This window comes from Gordonia zhenghanii (assembly GCF_021738965.1).
GTDB classification, from domain to species: domain Bacteria; phylum Actinomycetota; class Actinomycetes; order Mycobacteriales; family Mycobacteriaceae; genus Gordonia; species Gordonia zhenghanii.
In genome coordinates this window covers 733,016-747,587 of record NZ_JAKKOQ010000001.1, presented here as the reverse complement: position 1 = coordinate 747,587, position 14,572 = coordinate 733,016, and the positions used below count along the sequence as shown (strand labels likewise).

The following is a 14,572-nucleotide window of genomic DNA, read 5'->3' as shown; positions in this document are numbered from 1 at the left end:
CACCGATCAACCGGCGACTCGCCGGGCGCCGGGGCCGGGTACAGCATGGACGTCCCGACGGTCATCGATCCGGTGGCCGGCGTCGCAGTGCAGTTCGAGGTCGACGCGTGCGCCGCAGTCGGTGTGCCGGATCTCGAGTGACGGCCCTTCCTGTCCGGCGCGATGGGCGTCGCCCCAGGCGCGCAGCGACAACAGGACGGGCTGCAGGTCGAGCCCCGCGTCGGTGAGTCGGTACTCCTTGCGGCGTCGGGCGCCAGGGTCCGCGTAGTCCCTCACCTGCAGGACTCCCGCGTCGACAAGCTTGCGGAGTCGGTGTGCGAGAACCGAGTCGGAGATACCGGTATGCGTCTTGATCTGGTCGAATCGGCGGATCCCGTTGAACACTTCACGCAGGATCAGCACGCTCCATCGGTCGCCGATAACATCGAGCGTGCGCTGGACCGAGCAGTTGTCGGTGTCGTAGTCGAGCCAGTTCACACTTCGAATCCTAGCTGACTTCGCGATTGACAGGCAGCTGGTTCGACATCTAACTTCGAATACAGAAGCCAGAAAGTGGCGGAGGTACCGATGATGGGAGAACACCATGGCCGACAGTTCCGGAATGCCCGACGTGGGCATAGATGCTGCAAGTGAGTTCTTGAAGGCATCCGGGCTCGAGGTGACGGTCGCGACCGGCACGCGGGTGGAAGGCCACGTCGATCTCGACGAACGTCATCACACGCCGTGGGGCGTCGTGCACGGTGGCGTCTACGCGACGTTCGTCGAGAGTGCGGGCAGTATCGGTGCGAGCGCCGCGGTCGCCGATCGCGGTCAGTTCGCAGTCGGCGTGCACAATGCGACCGACTTCCTGCGGCCGTCGAAGGGTGGTCGGGCGACGGTTGTGGCCGAACCGATCCAGCAAGGGCGGACCCAGCAGCTCTGGCTCGTCGAGGTCACGGACGATTCGACGGGGAAGACGCTGGCCCGCGGACAGCTGAGACTGCAGAACGTTCCGCTGCCAGAATAAGTGCTCATCGGCGTACCGTCGACGATGCGATCATCGTCGCGGCGCACAACGAGCCGACTGCGCCGACCGTCAGGGCGCAGAACGCGAGGCGGAATGCCGTCGGCAGGTCGCCGGTGTGCGACGCAATGATCACCGCGCACACGGCACCGCCGAGTGATCCTCCGATGCGCTGCAAAATGTTCACCTGGGTGATCGCGTCCGAGAGCTCTCGCGACGACACCGCAGCATAGGCGGTGACGCCCGCGGGTATCGCGACGAGACTCACCGAGATTCCATAGGCGACGAGGGCGAGTTGGACGGCAGGCGTGGGGAGTCCGAGCGGATCAAGTGCCAGCGGCAGCGTGGTCGTCACAGCGAGCAGGCCTCCGACGATCGCGGCGGGGGCGGGTCCGCGTCGGTCGATCCATTGTCCGGCGAGCGGCGCGGTGACGGCGGTGGCCGCAGCGACGCCGACGAGACTGATTCCGGCCTGGAGCGGGCCCTGGCCGTGACCGAGTTGGAAGTACAACGCGTGGACCACGCCGCTGCCGAAGACGAGTGCGCCGGAGAAGACTGCGGCGGTCGAACCGGCGCGGAACGCGGGTAGGCGATACAGATTCAGATCGAGCAACGGGTGCGACGTCCGCCGGGTGGCGACGACGAACGCGGCGAGCGACAGCGCGGCACCCGCGCCGATGGCGACAGTCGTCGGATCGATGCGGCCTGCGTCGCCCCACCTGGTCGTGGCCAGCACTAGAAGTGCCAGACCTGCGCTGATGGTGGCCAGACCCGCCCAGTGCAGCGGACCGGGGTCTGACGATCGACTGCACGGCATCACCCGGCGGCCGAGCGCGATCCCCGCGATGCCGATCGGAATGTTGATCGCGAACAGCCACGGCCACGTCAGCGAGTGCAGAACGAGTCCGCCGACGAGCGGGCCGATCGCGGGGGCTGCGCTCACCGCGATCCCGAGCACGCCCATCACCCGCCCGAGGCGGTGCGGGCCGACTGCCGCTCCCAAGATCGCTTGCCCGGTGGGGATCAGGACGCCGCCTGCCAGCCCTTGAGCGATGCGAGCGGCGATGAGTCCTTCGGGAGTTGACGCGACCGCGCAGGCGAGTGACGCCGCGGTGAAGAATCCGAGGGCGGTCAGCCAGACGGGGCCGGCGCCGAACCGTCGGCCGAGCCATCCGGCCATCGGTAGCGACACGGCGAGCGCCAGGAGGTATCCGCTGACGATCCACTGCGTCGTCGACAATGTCGAGCCCATCTGCGTGGTGATGGAATCGAGACCGATGTTGACGATCGATGCATCGAGTCCGCTCGCGAAGGCGCCGAGGACGACCACCCAGCAGAGTCTCCAGGTGGCTCGATCGATGCGGTCGGACGTGGCCGGTGCGGTCGTCGGTGTCATGGCCGGGCCCCGATTCGCAACGGCCGCAACGCTGTCGACCAGGCGAGGACTTCGTCGATCATCCGGTCGAAGACTGCGTCGGCGCGGGGGCCGGGAGAGACGGTTCCCGGTTCGGTGATGTTGTCCAGATCGAAGTCGGCGGACAGGCTCAGGCCGACGCCGCTCCGGACGCAGGCGATCTTGACCTCGGCCAATGTCAGACGCAGGGCCTCCACTGCGCGAACGCCGCCGTCGAGTCCGTAGCTGACGAAGCCCGCCGCTTTGTCGTTCCATTCGGCGTACAGAAAATCGATCGCGTTCTTCAATGCTGCGGGCATCGAGTGGTTGTACTCGGGTGTGACGAAGACGAAACCGTCGAACTCGCCGATCGTGTGCGCCCAACGCTTCGTGTGCTCGTGCGTGTACTCGCCGACGGCAGCTGCGACCGGTTCGTCGAGCAAGGGGAGCGCGAAGTCGGCGATGTCGACGACAGTGACGTCGGCGCGATCGCCGAGGACTGCCGCTGCCTTCGCCTGCGCCCATTCGGCGACGAGGCGTGAGCGTCGATTCGGCCGGGTGCTCCCGGTGATGACGGCGATGCGGACGAGGTCCGATTTCTGGGGTGTCGGGTGTGTACTCATAGCCTCAATGTACAACGAGCATTGCACTTAGTACAATGGTTAATGTACTTCGGATCTGAGGGGCGACATGCGTGCAGATAAACAGCGAGACCTGCTCGACGGGGCGCTGCGCGTCTTCGCGCGGGACGGATTCAGTCGCGCGTCGATCGGAGTGCTGGCGTCGGAGGCCGGTGTCTCGACGCGGACGATCTACAACCAGTACGGCAATAAGGAGGCACTCTTCCGTGCCGTGATCCTGGACAGTGCGACAGCGGTCGCGGAACGCCAGATCGCTCGCGCGGCAACGCTTCTCGATCGGGTCGACGATCCCCGAGCCGACCTGGTGGCGTTCGGCGAAGCCTGGGCGACGCCCGAGCCGGAGACCGCGCTGCACTTCGCCATGGTCCGACAGGTCAATGCGGACGCCGAGCACATCGACCCGACCGTCCTCGCCGCCTGGCAGGAGGCGGGCCCTCGTCGGGTCCGGGACGCTATCGCCGAGCACTTGCGCAGGCATGCCGACCACGGGGTGTTCGCCATCGATGACGAGCGGATCGCTGCGCTCCATCTCGTCCAGTTGACCGCGGGGTCGGTCGACTCGGTGGCCGGGGTGAGCTCGGCCGAGATGGTTCGGGCGGGCGTCGATGTGTTCCTGGCTGCGTACGGCACGCAGCGGGGGCAGCAGGGGCGGGGGACAGCAGGGAGGTAGCGGCGCGTGAGTGGTACCGCTCAGGCAAAAGGTCGGTCTATAGGTCTTCCTACAGCCGCATACGTACCACTCACGCGCGACACGGGAAGTAGTGCGAGGCCGGCTCGGACCGTGATAGATGTGACCGCATGAACTCGTTGCGTGTTGCCGTCGAACCGGTACCTGACCGCCCGCTCGTCTCGGCCGTCGAGGAGACGGGCGGAACCGTGGTTCCGCTCGCTGAGGCGCGGGTCCTGGTATGGATCGGCGGTCCGGACGGGTTCCCGGAACTTCCCGAGACCATTCAATGGGTGGCGCTCAGTACGGCGGGTATCGAAGGGTTCGTCGACGCCGGAGTCCTTGACAAGGAGCGGATCTGGACGAATGCGTCCGGCTTCTATGCGCGCGGCGTCGCCGAGCATGCGCTCGCGCTGCTGCTCGGCGGCACCCGTCAGATCGTCCGGTCGTCCAAGACCCGGTGGGCGAAGGACGCTGTGGATCCGGCTGTGCGGACATTGCGTGGGAGCACCGTCGCGATCGTCGGAGCCGGCGGGATCGGACGCGAACTCACGCCGCTGCTGAAGGCCTGCGGGGCGCGGGTTCTCGCCGTCAACAGGTCCGGCCGACCGGTCGACGGAGCCGACGTCACCGTCGCGTCGGATCGGATGGACGAGGCGTTGACACAGGCGGACCACGTCGTCCTCGCTGCTCCCGACACCCCGGAGACGCAGCAGATGATCAATGATCGGACTCTCGCCCTCCTCAAGCCGCACTCGTGGATCGTCAACGTGGCGCGTGGTCCGCTCATCGACGAAGCGGCGTTGGAGCGCGCGTTGACGGCGGGAACGATCGGCGGAGCAGCCCTCGACGTCACCGATCCGGAACCGCCCGCCGACGATCATCCGCTGTTCGAGTTCGACAACGTCGTCATCACGCCGCACGTCGCCAACCCGAACGGTCGCCTCACCGAGGAGATGGCGCCGTACCTCGCCGAGAATCTGCGACGATTCGCGGCGGGGGAGGAACTGCTCGCGCTCATCGAGGTGGGACGCGGCTACTGAGCCGCGGACACGCGGTCAGATGATCTGATCGAAGCTCTTCTCTTCAACGCGGCGAGCGATACGCCATCCGTCGGCGGTTCGGATGAACTCGTCGACGTACCAGATCCCGCAGTACAGGACCTGTTTCGGCTCTTCGGACAGGACCATCGGGTTGAAGCACATGGTCCGTCCGGTCGCGGCGTCGCCGTCGACCTTGAGGTCGAAGTTGCCGAGCAGGTGGACGTATGCGGGGAATCTAGGAAGGATGTCGGCGAGCCACGCCTTCACTTCGGGAAAGCGCCCCTGCGTGCCGCCGGATGCGCTGTAGTCGATGAAGGCGTCCGGGGTGAACAGTCGGTCGAGGTCGTCGAAGCGACGCGAGTCGATGGCGGTCGAGTAGTCGATCATTAACTGCTGGATCTCGAAGCGGTCCGAGATCTCCTGCAGATCCATCACGTGTCTGGTCCCTCCGTCGGCGCAGTGCGGCGATCGCACTGCCGACCAGCGTGGCACGTTCGGGCACGCAGGTCAGCCGAACCTGCTCATGAGTCGGTCACTCGGACTCGGCGTCTGCCTCGGCCTGTTCCCGTGCGCGACGACGATCGGCGTGCAACGAGCGGACTCGTCGCTCCTCACGCAGCACCTCGATGTGCTGTTCGCGTTCGGCGGCCAGCCAGTCCGGCATCTCTTCGAGGAGTGCGTTGATCTGCTCGGTGGTCAGGGCCTCGGTGATCTCGCCACGAATCAGCCCGGAGTTCGAGATGCCGAGCTTGCCTGCGACGAGATTCTTCGGATGCGGACCGTTCGCGCGCAGATCGAGCAGCCACTGCGGTGGATCTGCCTGCAGCGCAGTGAGTTCAGAACGCGTGATGGCGCCGTTGCGGAACTCGGCCGGGGTCGCCGGCAGGTACACGTCAAGCTTCTTGGCGGCGGTGGCCGGTTTCATCGACTGCGAACTCATGACTTCAGGGTATCGGGCGGTAGCCTCGATCCGTGAGTACGGCCGACACCCCGCAGCGCTTCCGCCTCGCCTACGTGCCCGGCGTGACGCCGGCCAAGTGGGTGCGAATCTGGCGAGACCGTCGCGAAGACGTGCCTCTCGAGCTCGTCGCGCTCGACGTGGCCGCGACTGCTCCGGCGGTCGCCGACGGCACTGTCGACATGGCGATCACGCGAATTCCGGACGCGCTCGCGCACACCGATCCCGGTCCGCACCATTGCATCTCGTTGTACGAGGAGACGACGGTCGTCGTCGTGCCCAAGGATCATGTGTTGACGGCGGGCGACGAACTCACGCTCGACGACCTCACTGACGAACATTTCCTGTGGCCACTCGACGAGCCGCTCGTGGTGTCCGAGCGTCCCGGAGAATCGGTCGATCATCGGCCCGAGACCACCGCGGATGCAATCGAACTCGTCGCGGCGGGGACCGGTCTATTACTCGTCCCGCAGTCGTTGGCGCGGCTGCACCACCGCAAGGACCTCGTCTACCGTCCGGTGGTCGACGCGGCGACCAGCACGGTCGGGCTGCTGTGGCCGGACCCGACGGCGGCGCTGGCCGATGACTTCATCGGCATCGTCCGCGGCAGGCGTGCCAGTTCGTCGCGCGGCGAGGCCGAGCCCGCGCCCAAGCGGTCGGCAAAGGAGAAGGCCGCAGCCAAACGCGCCGCCCGTGAAGCCGCAGGGAAGGTCCCGGGCAAGAGTAAGCGCAGACCCGCCCCTGGTCGGCGCCGGAGTCGCTGAGCGCGCACGCTGATCGAGCGGAACTCCTCACGCTGATCGAGCGGAGCTCCTGCTGATCGAGCGGAGTCGAGATCCTCTGCGCGCGTTGCGGTCTCGACTCCGCTCGACCAGCGGTGTGGGGCTAGACCAGCAGGAAGGGCTCGACCAGCAGGCGGGCTCGACCGCCTACCGCCGTGATGCGCACACGTGGAACTCGGGGAAGCGGTGGAATCCGGCGGCGGGGCGACTCACCGTCCGCCACAGTTCGTCGAATCCGGCCTCGGCCAACGCGCCGACGATCGTGTCGGGGTGCCAACGCCATGCGCGGGCGACGGCGTGGTCGAACTCTTCGACACCGGGATCGTCGGTCGATTGTCCTGCCACGAGCAGCACCGACCCGGGACGTAACCGAGACGCCCAGTCGTGCAGGCAGACTCGAGCTTCGTCGGGCACCACATGAATGAGGCTGAAGCGCGCGAGCACGCCAGCGGCTGCGCCGAGATCGATACTGCGCAGCGTCGCGTCGTCCTGGGCGAAGGTCAAGTCGGGGTGCGACAGTCGGGCCTGATCGAGCATTCCGGCGCTCGGGTCCACTGCGCTCACCGTGAAACCAGCATCCGTCAGATGGGCCGCCACGTGCCCGGTCCCGCAACCGACGTCCACGATCGTCTGGCCGAGCCCGGTTCCGCGGACGTGCTCGGCGACCGCATCGACGGCGGCGCGTTCGACGGGGGAATGGAAGGCCTCTGGAAACAGGTCCGCGTACGTCTGGGCCATCGCGTCGTAGCCGGGCTGTCCACCGGTCATCGGATGTCGGCCTTGGCGATTCGCACGAGATCGGCGGCTGGCCCGGTCAATTCACGAGGCGGCCGCCAGACTGCGCGAAGTGATCGCGAAAGGTCCAGTCCGGCGACATCAACAGTTCGCACGGTTCCGGAGCGGGCGTCGTCGGCGATCGCGAGCGTGCTCAGGACGGCGGGTCCGACGCCTGCTGCCACCGAGGTGCGGATCGCGGCGCTGCTGCCCAGTTCGAGCAGTGGCTCGGCCCGTCGGTACTCGGATAAAGCCTCGTCGAGCGTCGTCCGGGTCCCCGAACCGGGTTCGCGGACCAGCAGTCCGGTGGCGGCGAGTTCCTCGGCGGTCACCTGGCGTCGTCGCCTCGTCCACGCGTGCTCGGGCGGCACGACGAGGACCAATCGGTCGCGGGCGACCACCGTGCTGCACAGCTTCGACGGAACAGTCGGGGACTCGACGAATCCGAGGTCGCATGCGTCGTTCGCCAGCGACACGAACACCGTCGACGAGTTCTGAACCCGAAGATGGACGGTGACCTCGGGGAACCGGCTACGGAATGTGCCAAGCCACCGGGGGAGGAGATGCTCGGCGACGGTCATCGACGCGCCGACCGTCAGTTCGGCGGTGTGATCGACGTGCAGGCCGGAAGCGACGTCGAGCAGGCGGGTCGCGTCGTCGACGGTGCGTCGAGCCCAATGCACCAGCACGGTGCCGTGCGGGGTGAGCTTGGATCCTGCGGTCGCACGTTTGAGCAGCGGGACGCCGAGCTGTCGTTCGAGCCGCGCGATAGACCGACTCGCGTTGGGCTGGGCGATGCCGCATGCGCGTGCAGCCGCGCTCAAGCTGCCCTGGTCGTCGACGCCGACGAGCAGCTCTAGCGCGCCGAGGTCGAGCGATCGTAGATCCACGCGGTCACCTTAACCTGCGAAGATGGGTCTCCGACATGGCTTATGCATATCAGGACGATATGTGTCCATGTAGATGAGCCGGCTACCTGTTCCGCGTCGGACCTACGAGGCTGGACACATGACGATTTTCAATGCGCAGGCCTCCGGCACGGCGGCGGGCCTTGCGCTCGCAGGCCTGGGCACTGCGGCCGCGGTCGCGATCAACGTCGTGCTGCCCGCTGTCAGCCCACTGTTGATCGCGATCATCCTCGGGGCGGTGTGCGCCAACGCGGTGACGCTGCCTGCCGCGGTGAAGCCAGGATTGGCGATTGTGTCGAAGACCGTGCTGCGCATCGGCGTCGCCCTGCTCGGTCTGCAACTGGTGCTCGGCGACATCCTGGGTCTCGGTTTCGGCGTGATCGTGATGGTGGTGGTGATCGTCGCGGGCGGTCTCGGTGGAACCCTCTACATCGGCAAGTTGCTCGGAATCCCGTTCACTCAGCGCCTGCTCATCGCGTGCGGGAGTTCGATCTGCGGCGCCGCGGCAGTGGCCGCGGTGGACGGTGTGATCGACGCCGACGAGGAAGACGTGGCGGCCGCCATCGGATGTGTCGTCGTCTTCGGGACGCTGATGATCCCGGCGCTTCCGTTCCTGGCGAACGTTCTCGGGCTGTCGGACGCCGAGGCCGGAATGTGGGCCGGAGGATCGATTCACGAGGTCGCGCAGGTCGTGGCGGCAGGCGGTGTGATCGGCGGCAGCGCACTCTCCGTCGCAGTGGTGGTGAAGCTGGCCCGCGTCGTCCTCCTGGCCCCCGTTCTCGCGGTGATCAGCGTTCGGCAGCGGTCGGCGGTCGGGGGCGGCCAGAAGCGTCCTCCGCTGGCTCCGCTGTTCGTTCTCGGATTCCTCGCCTTAGTCGCGTTGCGTTCGATCGGCATCGTTCCGCCCCCCGTCCTCGACGTCGGCAAGGAGATTCAGGTGATCGCTCTGACCGGGGCGATGTTCGCACTTGGCACCGGTGTCCGGTTGTCGCTGTTCCGGTCTGTCGGGTCTCGGCCGTTCATTCTGGCGGCTTGCGCGACGGTGCTCGTCAGTGTTCTCGGGCTGGGCGGTGTGCTCGCTGTTAGTTGATGAGAATCGGGCGATACGGAATTGTCGGACCCCGCTGCTAGTGTTTAGTCAGAAGGTGAGAACAGGGTCTGACCAGCAGAGAAAGGGGGTGATTCCGGTGGAGAACTCGATGCCTGTGGGCGAGGTGCTTCCGGAGTCGCCCGCCGCGCTGTTCGCGTTGGCCGATGCGGTGGCAGCGAAGCTGGCCGAGGTCTCGTTCTCGTCCCTGTCGAGTGAGGAGTTGCTCGTCGCAGCTGAGACGAACGAGCAGACGCGTTCGCGAAATGAGGCTGCGACGACGAGTCTGATCATCGCGCTGTCGGATCGGTTCGCATTTCAGGCCAAGGGCTATCAGACCGTGCAGAAGTATCTGTGCAATGGTCTGCGGCTCGGGGTGCGCGAGACCGCGGTGCGGACCAAGCTGATGTTCGCAACGGGCGAGTTCCGGTCGATCGTCGGCGATCTCCTGCCGCCCCGCAATCCGGCGGCGGCGCAGGCGCTGCGCGAGGGCGCGATCACCCGCGGGCACGTCGCCGAGATCGACGCGGTGATGGACAAGATTCCGGCTCGGGTCGACGCGGAGACCGTCGCGGAGGCCGAAGGGCAGTTGACCGAGATCGCGCGCACGTTGTCGCCCGAAGGCGTCCGCACTGCGGGCGCTCGGCTGCTCGGGCACCTCGACCCCGACGGGGAATTGACCGACGACGCCGACCGTCGGCGCACGCGCGGGTTCACCGTCGCCCCGCAGGACGCTCGCCTGATGTCGAAGCTGCAGGGCTCGATCACTCCGGCGCTGCGCGCGAAGCTCGACGTGATCCTGGGTGCGTGGGCAGCGCCGGGAATGAACAATCCGGAGGATCCTGATTCGCCGCACGGCGCGATCGATCAGGAAGGGCTCGACGCCGCGGTGCTCGACGCCGCGCGCGAGCGCGATACGCGCACGACTGCGCAGCGCAATCACGATGCGCTCGCGGCGATGGCCGACTTCGTTCTCGGGCATAGCGGGCTGGGTCGCCCGACGCGGCTTCCCGCCGAACTCGTGGTCACGGTGACCGACCAGGAGCTCGCCGCTGAAGCCGGCGTCGCGCTGACGGCGACGGGTGCTCGCATTCCGGTCGCCGAGCTCGTGGAGCTGGCTGCGCATGCCACTGCTCATCTGGCGGTGTTCAAGAACCACACGAGTGAGGTGCTCCACCTGGGTCGTGGCAAGCGTTTCGCCTCGAAGGCGCAGCGTCTGGCGATGTTCGCCCGCGACCGCGGATGCACCGGGCCGGGATGCGACGTTCCGTTCGCTCGGACGGAGGCGCACCACACGACGCGGTGGGAGAACGGTGGCCGCACCGATGTGGACAACCTGGGTGCCGCGTGCGGTAAGCACAACCGCGCCGAGGGCGCCGGCCCCGGTAAGTGGGAGACGGCTGTCCTGGGGTCGGGCGCCGACACGGGGCGGGTCGGTTGGCGGCCGTCCGGATCCGCCGATCGGTGGCAGGTCAACCCGATTCACCACGTCGGGCAGAGCCCGGGGCTGTTGCCGCACGGTCCGCCCCGTGGGGCGGGCTCGGCGATCGAGGCCATGCTCTCCCGGCTCCTCGACGCAGTCTGACCTGCCGCGGCGGTTCACCGCCGTGGCAGATCACCTTGCGCTTCGTGCAAGAAATCGCCGCTGACCTTCAGCGCGGGCGCCGAACTGTCGCCGCCGACTACGAGAGTCGCGAAGGCGAGGTCTCCGACAATGCCTGCGAACCAGCCGTGGGAGTGCTCGTTGTCGCCGAACTCGGCCGTTCCGGTCTTGCCGCCGAGACCTGGGATATCCCGCAGACTCGTCGCCGTACCCGATGTGACGGCCTCGCGCATCGCCGACCTGATAGGCGTGGCGATCGAATCGGGGATCGTGTGCGGTGCCGTGTCGGCCGCGGTCGGGAGGCCGTCGATCAGCGTAGGCGTCACCGTCTTTCGTGCAGCGAGCGACGCTTCGACAACAGCCATGCCGAACGGAGTGGCTGTGACTGCGCCTTGTCCGATCCCGCTCTCGACCTTCTTCGAGGGAGTGTCCGCGGATGGCACCTTGCCGGTGATCGTCGTCAGTCCGGACACGGTGTAGTCGATACCCAGACCGAAGGTCTGGGCGGTGTTGCGCAGAGCGGTGTCGCCGAGCTTCGTCGACAGACCGGCCATCGTCGTGTTGCACGAGCGGGCGAACGCGGTGTGCAGCGGGACGGTCCCGAGGTCGAACTCGTCCTCATTAGGAATCCGCCGATCACCGAACGTCTGCGACCCCGGGCACGCAAGGCGAGCGTCGCCCGTTGTGACGCCGGCGTCAAGGGCGCTGGCCGTCGTGATCGTCTTGAACGTCGAGCCCGGAGCGTACAGGCCGGTCAGAGCGATCGGGCCTTGTTCGTCGGCGGCCGAGTTCTGGGCGACCGCGACGATCCCGCCCGTGGACGGACGGATCGCAACGAGCATCGTCGGGCGCTTGGATCCTCCGACGGCGTCGTTCGCGGCCTGCTGCAGCGCGACGTCGAGCGTGGTGCGTACCGCGTCGGGGGTCGTGCCCGGGAACGACTGGACGTCGCTTGTGGGCTCGCCATCGGCGTTCACCAGGCTCACCGCGGCACCCGCAGCCTTGTCGACGACCGTCCGCCAGTGTTCTTCTAGTCCGCCCGTGGCCGGTGATCGGAGGTTCTTGTGGGCAGTGAGGAGTCGTCCCTCGTCGCGGGTGGTCACACCGGAGATGCGGTCGAGGGATCCGACCCGTTTCGCGTCCTCCTCGCGGAGTGTCACGACAGTGTGTGCGCCTTGCTTGCCGCGGAGTTCCGCACGGATCGACGACGCAGAGACCTCCGGTGCGACGGACTTCAATCGTCGGGCCAGTGCTGTCGCCGACTCCGGCTTGCTCGCGTCGAGGGACACGACAGTCACTTCCTGCCAGGTGAGGAGCGGGCGGTTCTGTCGGTCGGTGACCGGGGTGTCGTACGTCTTGAGGTCGCTGTAGAGCAGACGTCCGCCCGCTTGCAGCTTCCGGTGAATGACGGTCGGCGACCACTGCACGAGGTCGCCGGAGGTCTCCACCGGTGTTCGATAGGTGACGGTCCGATCCTTCGGTAGTTTCCAGGTCCACGTGAACTCGGTGTCGTCGTCGTTCACCGCGACGTCCGCGGTGGCCGTTCCCATCCCGTCGAACGTGTCGGTGATGGTCTTCTGCGCAGTCTTCTGCGCCGACGTCGTCTCGGCGGCTGCGACCGGATCGTGCCGGGTCAGCGCATCGGCAAGCTGTTGTGCCGGCGAGTCGTCTGATCCGCAGGCGACGGCGAGGCCACCGACGAGGATCGCGACCGCCGGGATCGCGATGTGACGCGCCCGTCTCAGCACGGCTGCCTCAACTCGGTCACGGCGGCCCGTGCGACGTCGCCGATCGCACGATCGACGACAGGCAGCTCGACACCGGCACGCGCGCTCATCGTGAAGACTGCTACCGCGACCGGGTACTCGCCCGGGGTCTCGACGACGGCGATCTCATTGCGGATGACGCCGATTGTTCCCGTCTTTCCGGCGACGCGCATCGGCGCGGGAAATCCGGACGCGATACGCGACCTCACCACCTGTCTGCGCATCGTCTCGCGGACGAGGGCACAGGATTCGTTCGACGCCGCGGTGTCGTTCCAGATCTGCGCCAACAGGCGCGTGCAGTCGACCGGCGACCCGGCTGCCGAGTAGGCGACGCCGTAGGCCGAGACCTGGACGTCCGTATCTGGATCTGCGAGCACGGCGAAGGCCTCCTCGGTGGTCGTTGTCCCGGTCTCGGCGCGCAGGCGTCGGTACTGCTCGCTCACGCCCTCGACGACCCTCGTGTCATCCAGGCCGAGTGCCTTGATGTCGGCGGCGAGTCGGTCGACACCGACCGCGTTCAAGATGATGTCGGCGGCGCCGTTGTCGGAGACCGTCATCATCGAGAACGCCAGGTTGCGAAGGCTGGTCGTCGTGGGGTCGGGCAGGATCGACACGCCAGTCGGTCCCGAGGTCACCGACTGGGGGTCGGTCGTGACGCTCTGTGCGAGGTCGATGCCGCCGTCATCGGCCAGTCGGCACAAGGAGACCAGCAACGCGGTCTTGTACACCGACGCCAGGACCACCGGTTCCGTGGCGCGCCATCCGTACGAGCCGCCGTCCGGGGCGAGAGACCGAGCATGCAACCAGCCCGCGCATCCGGCATCGGTGAAGATGTCGGTGACGACGCGGTCGAGACCGTCCGCGGTCATCGCGTCGACCGAGACAGTCGCCACAGGTCCGATGCGAGTTGCTCGGCCAGGTCGCGGTGCGTCGTCGATCGGTAGACCACGTGAAGTCGTATCCGCAGGCGATCCGGGTCCACCGGCATCACCGAGACGCCGGAGACCGTCCCGAAGGCGCTCGGATCCGCAGTCACTGTGAACGCGCGCCCCGACGCGATCAATGCAGTGGCCTCCAGGACCGACGTCGCGGCGGTCGTGCGAGGGTCCACTCCGGCCGCGCGCAGTTCGTCGATCAATTGGTCGAAGCCCGCAGGATTCGTCGTGCGCGGGGCATACGCCAGCTCCAAGTCCGACAACTGTGCGAGGCGGGGACGATCGACGGTCGAGGCGGGATGTGACGACGGGATGACGATTGCGCGCGAGAATCGGATCGACGCCGTCGACTCGAGTCCGGAGACGAGCGCCGGATGTTCCACCACGGCCACGTCGAGCAGTTCCGATGCCACCCGTTCGATGAGGCCGACTGTGGAGCCGACTGTCGGAGCCTGCTCCCTGGATCGATCCGAGATGCGGCTCGCGCACACAGCGGCGACCCGGCGGCCGCACTGATCGGCTACGCCCCACCGCAGAGTCTGTCGTGCGTCGTCGAATCTGCGGGCGTCCGCGGTCAGCCGTTCGGCGTCGCCGACGAGGAGTCGGGCTCGCGGAAGCATGGCTCGACCCGCGTCGGTCAGTTCCGCTCCGCGTTGAGTCCTCCGGATCAGTTCCACGCCGAGCTCGCGTTCGGTCCGTCGCAGGATCTGTGACACGGCCGGTTGAGACAGCGCCACCCTCCGGGCCGCCGAACCGAAGTGGCCCTCTTCGGCGACGGCGACGAACACCCGCATGTGGCGCACCATGTCCATGTTCTGAATCTAACCTCTCGATCGAGGCGGCTGGGTCCGGACTGTCGGTGTCGTGAACGCCGATGCCCCCGCGTGTCTGCATACGGCCAGGTCAGCACGTGGTGCGTCTCGGACGCCAATACACGTGCGCGCCATCGTCGATCACTGCCCGTTATCGCCCCAGCCCAGCGTGGTGCGAGTGGCACAGAATTCGGTCCGAG

At 67.2% G+C, this 14,572-nt stretch carries 16 protein-coding genes; 6 read left to right on the top strand and 10 right to left on the bottom strand.

All coding sequences use genetic code 11. The features are described 5' to 3' along the window. Positions 1-6 precede the first annotated feature (6 nt). Positions 7-477 carry a winged helix-turn-helix transcriptional regulator gene (locus L5G32_RS03335; RefSeq protein WP_237009575.1) on the bottom strand — a complete coding sequence of 157 codons (471 nt, stop codon included), beginning with the start codon at positions 475-477 and terminating at the stop codon, positions 7-9. Between the two features lie 106 nt (positions 478-583). On the opposite strand from L5G32_RS03335, the gene L5G32_RS03330 reads away from it, so the two are divergent. Then, positions 584-1,006, top strand: coding sequence for a PaaI family thioesterase (locus L5G32_RS03330; RefSeq protein ID WP_237009574.1), 423 nt, complete (start codon positions 584-586; stop codon positions 1,004-1,006). 4 nt (positions 1,007-1,010) lie between these two features. On the opposite strand, the gene L5G32_RS03325 is transcribed toward L5G32_RS03330, so the two are convergent. Together L5G32_RS03325 and L5G32_RS03320 are read right to left on the bottom strand one after the other, a co-directional pair. After that, positions 1,011-2,399 carry a DHA2 family efflux MFS transporter permease subunit gene (locus L5G32_RS03325; RefSeq protein ID WP_237009573.1) on the bottom strand — a complete coding sequence of 463 codons (1,389 nt, stop codon included), beginning with the start codon at positions 2,397-2,399 and terminating at the stop codon, positions 1,011-1,013. Beyond that, positions 2,396-3,019, bottom strand: coding sequence for an NADPH-dependent FMN reductase (locus tag L5G32_RS03320; protein ID WP_237009572.1), 624 nt, complete (start codon positions 3,017-3,019; stop codon positions 2,396-2,398). The genes L5G32_RS03325 and L5G32_RS03320 overlap by 4 nt, the downstream gene beginning before the upstream one ends. 67 nt (positions 3,020-3,086) lie before the next feature. Between L5G32_RS03320 and L5G32_RS03315 the strand changes: the two genes are divergently transcribed. Further along, entirely contained in the window at positions 3,087-3,707 is a 621-nt protein-coding gene (locus L5G32_RS03315; RefSeq protein ID WP_237009571.1) for a TetR/AcrR family transcriptional regulator, read from the top strand. A gap of 128 nt (positions 3,708-3,835) precedes the next feature. Next, complete coding sequence (locus tag L5G32_RS03310; protein ID WP_237009570.1) at positions 3,836-4,747, top strand: D-isomer specific 2-hydroxyacid dehydrogenase family protein; 912 nt, start codon at positions 3,836-3,838, stop codon at positions 4,745-4,747. A 15-nt stretch (positions 4,748-4,762) separates the two neighbouring features. On the opposite strand, the gene L5G32_RS03305 is transcribed toward L5G32_RS03310, so the two are convergent. Together L5G32_RS03305 and L5G32_RS03300 are read right to left on the bottom strand one after the other, a co-directional pair. Beyond that, a complete protein-coding gene (locus L5G32_RS03305) occupies positions 4,763-5,182 on the bottom strand; it encodes a nuclear transport factor 2 family protein (protein ID WP_237009569.1) in 420 nt (139 codons plus the stop codon). A 97-nt stretch (positions 5,183-5,279) separates the two neighbouring features. Beyond that, the gene (locus L5G32_RS03300; protein ID WP_237009635.1) at positions 5,280-5,672 is read right to left on the bottom strand and encodes a DUF5997 family protein; all 393 of its coding nucleotides are present in this window, start codon (positions 5,670-5,672) and stop codon (positions 5,280-5,282) included. Positions 5,673-5,719: 47 nt separating this feature from the next. Between L5G32_RS03300 and L5G32_RS03295 the strand changes: the two genes are divergently transcribed. Then, positions 5,720-6,469: a LysR substrate-binding domain-containing protein gene (locus tag L5G32_RS03295; RefSeq protein ID WP_237009568.1), complete on the top strand. Its 750-nt coding sequence runs from the start codon at positions 5,720-5,722 to the stop codon at positions 6,467-6,469. A gap of 165 nt (positions 6,470-6,634) precedes the next feature. On the opposite strand, the gene L5G32_RS03290 is transcribed toward L5G32_RS03295, so the two are convergent. Both L5G32_RS03290 and L5G32_RS03285 read right to left on the bottom strand, forming a co-directional pair. After that, entirely contained in the window at positions 6,635-7,255 is a 621-nt protein-coding gene (locus tag L5G32_RS03290) for a class I SAM-dependent methyltransferase (protein WP_237009567.1), read from the bottom strand. Continuing rightward, on the bottom strand, positions 7,252-8,151 hold the full coding sequence (locus tag L5G32_RS03285) for a LysR family transcriptional regulator (RefSeq protein WP_237009566.1): 900 nt from the start codon (positions 8,149-8,151) through the stop codon (positions 7,252-7,254). Before L5G32_RS03285 ends, L5G32_RS03290 begins: the two co-directional genes overlap by 4 nt. Before the next feature lie 118 nt (positions 8,152-8,269). On the opposite strand from L5G32_RS03285, the gene L5G32_RS03280 reads away from it, so the two are divergent. Together L5G32_RS03280 and L5G32_RS03275 are read left to right on the top strand one after the other, a co-directional pair. Next, positions 8,270-9,259, top strand: a complete 990-nt coding sequence (locus tag L5G32_RS03280; RefSeq protein WP_237009565.1) for a YeiH family protein — start codon at positions 8,270-8,272, stop codon at positions 9,257-9,259. 109 nt (positions 9,260-9,368) lie between these two features. Beyond that, the gene (locus tag L5G32_RS03275) at positions 9,369-10,841 is read left to right on the top strand and encodes an HNH endonuclease signature motif containing protein (protein ID WP_237009564.1); all 1,473 of its coding nucleotides are present in this window, start codon (positions 9,369-9,371) and stop codon (positions 10,839-10,841) included. A 14-nt stretch (positions 10,842-10,855) separates the two neighbouring features. Here the strand turns inward: L5G32_RS03275 and L5G32_RS03270 are convergent, their stop codons facing one another. From L5G32_RS03270 to L5G32_RS03260, 3 genes are read right to left on the bottom strand one after another with little or no spacing between them, the layout of a single operon-like run. Further along, positions 10,856-12,604, bottom strand: a complete 1,749-nt coding sequence (locus L5G32_RS03270; protein ID WP_265738653.1) for a penicillin-binding transpeptidase domain-containing protein — start codon at positions 12,602-12,604, stop codon at positions 10,856-10,858. Then, entirely contained in the window at positions 12,601-13,494 is an 894-nt protein-coding gene (locus L5G32_RS03265; RefSeq protein ID WP_237009634.1) for a serine hydrolase, read from the bottom strand. Before L5G32_RS03265 ends, L5G32_RS03270 begins: the two co-directional genes overlap by 4 nt. Further along, a complete protein-coding gene (locus L5G32_RS03260; protein WP_237009562.1) occupies positions 13,491-14,372 on the bottom strand; it encodes a LysR family transcriptional regulator in 882 nt (293 codons plus the stop codon). The genes L5G32_RS03265 and L5G32_RS03260 overlap by 4 nt, the downstream gene beginning before the upstream one ends. Positions 14,373-14,572: the final 200 nt, after the last annotated feature.

Bases quoted from the DNA above. Each gene is read 5' to 3' on its own strand.
- L5G32_RS03300 (WP_237009635.1), bottom strand. From the start codon at position 5,672: ATGAAACCGGCCACCGCCGCCAAGAAGCTTGACGTGTACCTGCCGGCG.
- L5G32_RS03325 (WP_237009573.1), bottom strand. From the start codon at position 2,399: ATGACACCGACGACCGCACCGGCCACGTCCGACCGCATCGATCGAGCC.
- L5G32_RS03310 (WP_237009570.1), top strand. From the start codon at position 3,836: ATGAACTCGTTGCGTGTTGCCGTCGAACCGGTACCTGACCGCCCGCTC.
- L5G32_RS03275 (WP_237009564.1), top strand. From the start codon at position 9,369: ATGCCTGTGGGCGAGGTGCTTCCGGAGTCGCCCGCCGCGCTGTTCGCG.
- L5G32_RS03280 (WP_237009565.1), top strand. From the start codon at position 8,270: ATGACGATTTTCAATGCGCAGGCCTCCGGCACGGCGGCGGGCCTTGCG.
- L5G32_RS03265 (WP_237009634.1), bottom strand. From the start codon at position 13,494: ATGACCGCGGACGGTCTCGACCGCGTCGTCACCGACATCTTCACCGAT.
- L5G32_RS03290 (WP_237009567.1), bottom strand. From the start codon at position 7,255: ATGACCGGTGGACAGCCCGGCTACGACGCGATGGCCCAGACGTACGCG.
- L5G32_RS03260 (WP_237009562.1), bottom strand. From the start codon at position 14,372: ATGGACATGGTGCGCCACATGCGGGTGTTCGTCGCCGTCGCCGAAGAG.
- L5G32_RS03330 (WP_237009574.1), top strand. From the start codon at position 584: ATGGCCGACAGTTCCGGAATGCCCGACGTGGGCATAGATGCTGCAAGT.
- L5G32_RS03315 (WP_237009571.1), top strand. From the start codon at position 3,087: ATGCGTGCAGATAAACAGCGAGACCTGCTCGACGGGGCGCTGCGCGTC.
- L5G32_RS03320 (WP_237009572.1), bottom strand. From the start codon at position 3,019: ATGAGTACACACCCGACACCCCAGAAATCGGACCTCGTCCGCATCGCC.